This is a genomic window from Mesorhizobium sp. M7D.F.Ca.US.004.01.2.1 (genome assembly GCF_003997785.1).
Lineage (GTDB): Bacteria > Pseudomonadota > Alphaproteobacteria > Rhizobiales > Rhizobiaceae > Mesorhizobium > Mesorhizobium loti.
Genome location: NZ_RZRQ01000295.1, coordinates 1 through 7,351 on the forward strand (window position 1 = coordinate 1; position 7,351 = coordinate 7,351).

General features: G+C 65.2%; 2 protein-coding genes. Both read left to right on the forward strand.

What is annotated here, in order from left to right; all coding sequences use genetic code 11:
- Window positions 1-450 precede the first annotated feature (450 nt).
- On the forward strand, window positions 451-5,949 hold the full coding sequence (locus EN993_RS27965) for an alpha-2-macroglobulin family protein (RefSeq protein WP_127265380.1): 5,499 nt from the start codon (window positions 451-453) through the stop codon (window positions 5,947-5,949).
- A 108-nt stretch (window positions 5,950-6,057) separates the two neighbouring features.
- Window positions 6,058-7,351 (forward strand): penicillin-binding protein 1C (gene pbpC, locus EN993_RS27970; RefSeq protein WP_245468988.1); only part of this gene is annotated, 1,294 nt, incomplete at its 3' end.

The window sequence follows — 7,351 nt, forward strand, 5'->3', positions numbered from 1 at the left end:
ATGTCGGCATCCTCGTCGCTGGACGATCCCCACAGCTTGATGCCAAAAAGCTCGAAAGCCGCCGCCGGCCGCGATTCGGCGAGCAGCGCGGTCGAGCACATCATGGCCAAAAGCAGGGCGCGCGGAAGCGCACGCCCTGGCGCGCGACCTCCTGACATCTGCTCTTCATGCGCCGGCATTAAGACAACCTAGGTTATAAAACTAAAATTGGAATGAAGTTCTGAAGCGCTCGTAAAGGGGCCACAATCCAATTGTCTGAAATAGGGCGGGCTTGGAATTCACACCTTTTGCGTCGCCGCAAGAAAGCGTGATCACCTGTCCTATGGAGGTACTACCGGCCATCGGCCGGAAAGGAAACCGTTGGCAGGCGGAACCCTGCCGCGTCCCTGCGTTGACAAGCTTGACTGAAGCTTGATCATGCCTGGACGTTAGCAGTGTCTGGAGGGTGTTATGGCAATGCGCGCGGCTCGTGGTCTGTCGATCCTGATTCTTCTGTTTTTTGCCTGGGCCAATGTCTTAGCCTGGGGTGGTGTCGCGCAAGCGGCTGAGGCTCGACGAATCGCGACGACAGACAATTCCGATTATTTCGGCTTCGATCTCAGGTCCGACCAGAATGTCACGCTCGACCAGTGCAAGACGACATGTCTGGGCGACCCGGCCTGCCGCGCCTTCACCTACAACAACAAAGCCAAATGGTGCTTCCTCAAATCCGACTACAACCAGCTGAGGCCGTTCAACGGCGCGGTCGCCGGCAAGGTCGTCAACCTCGATGGCGATCCCGACATCGGCGCGCCGCCGGAACTCGCCTTCTTCCCCAACTGGATGGCCGATCAGGCCCAGCAGTACCGCAACAAGCTGCTCGGCCCGGCCTATGACAAGCCGACCGAAGGCATGGCCGCCTTGATGAACGCTGCCGAGCAGGCTGTGCTGACCGGCGACCATCGCTCCGCCATGCTGAAATACGAAGCCGCGGTCTCAGTGCTGCCCGACGATGGCCAGCTCTGGCTCAACCTGGCGCGTGAAACGCTGGCCGTGCAGCCCGCCGCCAACACCTCCGACGCCTCCACTTTGCCGGCAAACGGCACTTCGGCTGCTTTCAACGCCTACAAGCTGTTGCGCACCACCAAGACGCGCGCCGACGTGCTGGCGCTGCTCGGCAACGGCCTCGACAAGCGCGATCTCTACCGGCCGGCGCTGCAGGCCTATGAAGCCAGCCTTGCCCTGAACCCTTCACCGGCGGTCCAGGCCGACTATGCCGATCTGAAGGCGCGCAAGGGTTTCCGCGTCATCGACCACACCGTCGATGCCGACACCAGCGCGCCGCGCATCTGCGCGCAATTCTCCGAGGATCTGGTCAAGACCGGCGTCGACTACGCGCAGTTCGTCACCGTCGACAACGCGCCGCCCAAGGGCGTCGAGGCCAAGGACAAGCAGATCTGCGTCGAAGGGCTGGAGCACGGCCAGCATTATGACGTCACCTTCCGCGCCGGCTTGCCGGCGGCCATCGGCGAGGTGACCGCGGCTCCCGTGGTGCTGTCGATCTATGTCCAGGACCGCGCACCGTCCGCCCGCTTCACCGGCGACAGCTTCGTGCTGCCGGCCGGCGCGCGCCGCGGTATCCCGGTCGTCACCGTCAACATGAACGCCGCCGAGATGAAGCTCTACCGCATCGGCGACCGCTCGCTGGCCCAGCTTCTGTCGGGCTACCAGTTCCTGCACCAGCTCGACAGCTATGACATCTCCAACATTTCCGAGCAGATGGGCGCGCCGGTCTGGCAAGGCCAGCTCGACATCGCCAATGATCTCAACAAGGAGGTCACCACCTCCTTCCCGGTCGACGAGGCGGTGCCGCAGCGCAAGCCCGGCGTCTATGTGCTGACCGCCCAGGCCGTCAACGACAAGAGCGACGACTACAATTCGATGGCCACGCAATGGTTCGTCGTCTCCGACATCGGCCTGTCGACCTATACCGGCCAGGACGGGTTGAATGTCTTTGCCCGTTCGCTGGGCAGTGCCAAGCCGATAGCAGGCGCCGAACTGACCCTGGTTGCCAGGAACAATGAGGTTCTCGGCACGGCGACATCGGATGCCGACGGCCACGCCGTCTTCAACCCCGGCCTGACGCGCGGCGACGGCGGCATGGTGCCGGCCGTGCTGATGGCCAAGCAGGGCGACAATGACTTCGTCTTCCTCGACATGGGCCGGGCCGGCTTCGACCTGTCCGACCGCGGCGTCACCGGGCGCGCAGCGCCCGGTGCGCTTGACGTCTATGCCTGGACCGAACGCGGCATCTATCGCGCCGGCGAGGATGTCCATGTCGCGGCGCTTGCCCGCGACGGCGCCGCCAAGGCGGTCGAAAACCTGCCGCTGACCTTCATCTTCTCGCGCCCCGACGGCGTCGAGGACCGCCGCATCGTCAGCGACGGCGCCTCGGCCGGCGGCCATGCCGTCGACCTGCCGCTCGCACCCAACGCCATGCGCGGCACCTGGTCGGTGTCGATCTACACCGATCCCAAGCAGCCGGCGGTGGCGAGCCAGATGTTCCTGGTCGAGGATTTCGTGCCGGATCGCATTGAATTCGACATGAAGGCCGACAAGCAGGAGATCGCCCAGGGCGAAACCGCCGACATCAACATTGACGGCCGCTTCCTCTATGGCGCGCCGGCGGCAGGCCTGGCGCTGGAAGGCGAGTTGACGCTGTCGACGTCGCGCGACTGGGACCGTTTCCAAGGGTTCTCCTTCGGTCTCGCCGACGAACAGTCGGCCGAACCCACGGTCACCCCCCTCGCCGATCTGCCGGTGGTTGGCGATGACGGCAAGGTGACCTTCCCGGTCTCCGTCGACCAACTGCCCTCGACCACCAAGCTGGTCGACGCCAAGGTGACGGTCAGGATGCGCGAAACCGGTGGCCGCGCCATCGAGCGTTCGCTCAACATCGGCATCCGCCCGCAAGGCCATATGATCGGCATCCGTCCGGATTTCGCCGACAATGAAGTGCCGCAGGGCGGCACCGCCAAGTTCAGCCTGATCGCCGTCGATCCCGACGGCAAGCGCGAGGCGCTGAAAGGCGCGCAGTGGACGCTGGTCAAGGTCGAACGCAATTATCAGTGGTACCGCTCCAACAATTCCTGGAATTACGAGCCGGTCACCTTCACCAAGTCGATCGCCAACGGCCAGGTCGACCTCAACGCCGAAGGCGACGCAACCGTCTCCGTGCCGGTCGACTGGGGCCAGTACCGGCTCGAGGTCGAGACATCGGATCCCGAGGGACCGGCGACCAGCTACGAGTTCGATGCCGGCTGGTATGTCTCTTCGACCACCACCGAAACGCCTGACGGCCTCGAAATCGCCCTCGACAAGGACACCTATGCCGCCGGCGAAGTGGCCAAGCTGAAAGTCTCGCCGCACTTTGCCGGCGAACTTCTCATCAACATCGGCTCCGACAAGCTGTTGAAGACCGTCACGGCGTCAGTGCCGGCCGGCGGCAGCACCGTTGACATTCCGGTCGGCGACAACTGGGGCGCCGGCGCCTATGTCACAGCAACCCTGTTCCGGCCGGGCGAAGCGCAGGAAACGCGCTTGCCGGCGCGCGCCATCGGCGTGAAATGGCTGAAGGTCGATCCGGGCTCGAAGAAGCTCGCCATCACCCTGACGCCGCCGGACAAGACCATGCCGCGCCAGCAGCTGTCGATCCCGGTTTCCGTGGCCGGCGTGCAGCCGGGCAGCAATGCCTATGTCATGGTTGCCGCCGTCGACGTCGGCATCCTCAACCTGACCAACTACAAGGCGCCGGATCCGGAGAACTGGTTCTTCGGCCAGCGCATGCTGGGCATGGAAATCCGCGACATCTACGGTCGCCTGATCGACGGCTCGCTGGGCAACACCGGCAAGCTCAGGACCGGCGGCGACGGCGCCAACATGCAGGCGCAAGGCAGCCCGCCGACCGAAAAGCTGGTCGCTTTCTTCTCCGGTCCCGTCGAGCTCGATGCTGACGGCAAGGCGCGGATCGACTTCGACATCCCGCAGTTCAACGGCACCGTGCGCGTCATGGCCGTCGCCTGGACCAAGGAAGCGGTCGGCCACGCCCAGTCCGACGTGATCGTGCGCGATCCCGTCGTCATCACCGCCGGACTGCCGCGCTTCCTGGCGCCCGGTGACGCCGCCGTCATGCGCCTCGATGTCGCCGACACCGACGGCCCTGCCGGCGATTACGCCTTCTCGATCGAAACGACGGGCGACCTGTCGACGGGCGACAAGCCCCTGCCCGAGAAGCTGACGCTCGCCCAGGGCAAGCGGCAGACGCTGACCGTGCCGCTGATCGCACAGACGGCCGGCAATGCCTCGGTTACCATCAAGCTTGCCCATGCCGACGGCACCAAGGTCGAGCAGACGCTCTATGTGCCGGTGCGTCCGGCGCAATTGCCGGTCACCACCCGCCTGGTGGTCGACCTCAAGGGCAATGGCGGCGCGCTGCGCGTCGACAAGGAACTGCTGGCGGCAAGCCTGCTCGATGGCGCTTCCGTCAGCGTCGGCGTTTCGCAGGCCGCCGCCTTCGACGTGCCGTCGCTGTTGATGACGCTCGACCGCTACCCCTATGGTTGCGCCGAGCAGACCACCAGCCGCGCCATGCCGCTTCTCTACGTCAACGAGTTGGCATCTGGCATCGGCATGGCCAGCGATCCCGACATCCATGGCCGTATCCAGGACGCCATCTACAAGGTTCTGAGCTACCAGGCCTCGGCCGGCAGCTTCGGCCTGTGGGGTCCGGGCTCCGGCGATCTGTGGCTCGATGCCTATGTCACCGACTTCCTGACCAGGGCGCGCGAGCAGAAATACGACGTGCCGAGCCTGGCCATGAACCAGGCGCTGAGCAATCTGCAGAACTCGCTCGGCTACGACCAGAGCGTCCAGGACCGTGGCAGCGAGATCGCCTACGCCCTCTACGTTCTGGCCCGCAACAAGAAGGCCTCGATCGGCGATCTGCGCTACTACGCGGATACCCAGCTCGAAGCTTTCTCGAGCCCGATGGCCGTTGCCCAGCTGGCGGCGAGCCTGGCGCTCTACGGCGATACGCCGCGTGCGGAATCGACGTTCAAGACTGCCCTGCAGCTGGCCAAGTCGACCACCGACTACGACTACTACCGCTCCGACTACGGTTCGCGGCTGCGTGACGGCGCGGCGATGCTGGCGCTGGCGGCGGAATCCAAGCCGGTGCCGACGATCGTGCCAGAGCTGGTCAAGCTGGTGACCAGGGAACGCGCCGAAGCCCGCTGGACCAGCACCCAGGACGAGTCCTGGATGCTGCTGGCGGCCCGCGCGCTGAAGGAAGGCAATGATACGATCACGCTGACCGTCAACGGCGCGCCGCATTCCGGCGGCTATTCCAACCAGGTCGAAGGTTCTGACCTGGTTGACAGCCCGCTGACCATCGCCAACACCGGCAAGACCCCGCTGCAGGCCGTCGTCACCACGGTGGCGTCGCCGACCCAGCCCCTGCCGGCCGGCGGCGACGGCTTCACCATCAGCCGCACCTACTACAAGCTTGATGGCACCGAAGCCAATGTCACCGAGGCGACGCAGAACGAACGCTATGTCGTCGTGCTCAAGGTCAACGAGCAGAACACATGGCCATCGCGCCTGCTGGTCACCGACCTGTTGCCGGCCGGCTTCGAGATCGACAATCCTGGCCTGGTCTCCAGCGCCCAGTTGACGAACTTCTCGTGGCTGGCGCAGACCGATGCGGCCCATCTCGAATTCCGCGACGACCGTTTCGTCGCGGCGTTCAACCCGGCCGACGGCGACCACGACCACAATTTGACCCTCGCCTATGTCGTGCGCGCGGTGACACCTGGCACCTACGCCCATCCGGCGGCAACGGTGGAGGACATGTACCGGCCGCAATACTCGGCCCGCACCGCCACCGGCATGATGGAGATCAAGGCGCCGTAAGGCGCCGGTGGTAACGATCATGCAAATGGCGATTGCGCTAGCGACAGCTCCCCTCTCCCCGTCACTACACGGGGGGAAGGTGCCGGCAGGCGGATGAGGGGCAGCACCATGCTCTCCAAAAAAATCCTGCGCCGGGCAGCCATTACGGGCGTCTCCCTCGCCGGCCTTGCGGTGATCTCGGCAGCCAGTCTCTGGGAACTTGACCGCGCCTTCCCGCCCCCGCTTCCGGCCGAACTCACGGTCTCGACCGAAGTCCAGGACCGCGATGGCCAGCTGTTGCGCGCCTTCGCCACGCCGGACGGCTACTGGCGGCTGGAGACCCGTCTCGACCAGGTCGACAAGCAATTCGTCGACATGCTGGTCACCTATGAGGACAAGCGTTTCTGGGACCATGAGGGTGTCGACGTGCTGGCGCTGGCGCGGGCCGCCGGCCAGTTCGCCACCAGCGGCCACATCGTCTCCGGTGGCTCGACCCTGTCCATGCAGCTCGCCCGGCTGATCGAGCCGCGCGAAAGCCGCAGCCTCGGGTCCAAGATCAAGCAGATGCTGCGCGCCATCCAGATCGAGCGGCGATTGTCGAAACGCGAGATCCTCGAACGCTACCTGACGCTGGCGCCCTATGGCGGCAATCTGGAAGGCGTGCGCGCCGCCTCGCTCGCCTATTTCGGCAAGGAACCGAAGCGGCTCACCGTTTCCGAATCCGCCCTTCTCGTCGCCTTGCCGCAACTGCCGGAAAAGCGCCGACCCGACCGCAATTTGAAGATCGCCCACGCCGCCCGCGACCGGGTGCTGACCCGCATGGTCTCCTCCGGCCTGCTCGGCGAGCGCGAGGCAGCACGTGCCGCCCTCGACGATGTAGCGGGCCTGCGCCGCACGCTGCCTGCTCTCGCTGCGCACGCCGCCTATGCGATGCTGCCCAAGGCTGTTCCCGGCCAGCCCTTGCAGCTGACGATCCGTAAGAGCGTCCAGGAAGGGCTGGAGCAGGTGGCGAGGGACGCGGCCACTAAGCTTGGGCATCGCCTGTCGGTCGCCATGGTGCTGGCCGACTCCCGCACCGGCGACATCCTCGGTGAAGTCGGCTCGGCCAATTTCTTCGACGCCAGCCGCTCCGGCTGGATCGACATGACCAAGATCGTCCGCTCGCCCGGTTCGACGCTCAAGCCGTTCATCTACGGTCTTGCTTTCGAACAGGGCCTGGTGGCGCAGGAGACGCTGATTGACGACAGCCCCGTCGATTTCTCCGGCTACCGGCCAAAGAATTTCGACATGGGCTATCAGGGCGATGTCAGCATCCGGCAAGCGCTGCAACTGTCGCTCAACGTGCCGGCAATCCGCGTGCTCGATGCAGTCGGACCAACGCGGCTGATGGCGCGCGTCCGCCAGGCCGGGGTAAACCCCATTC

What these genes read in the sequence shown, in the direction of transcription:
- EN993_RS27965 (WP_127265380.1), top strand. Translation starts at nt 451, where the DNA reads ATGGCAATGCGCGCGGCTCGTGGTCTGTCGATCCTGATTCTTCTGTTT.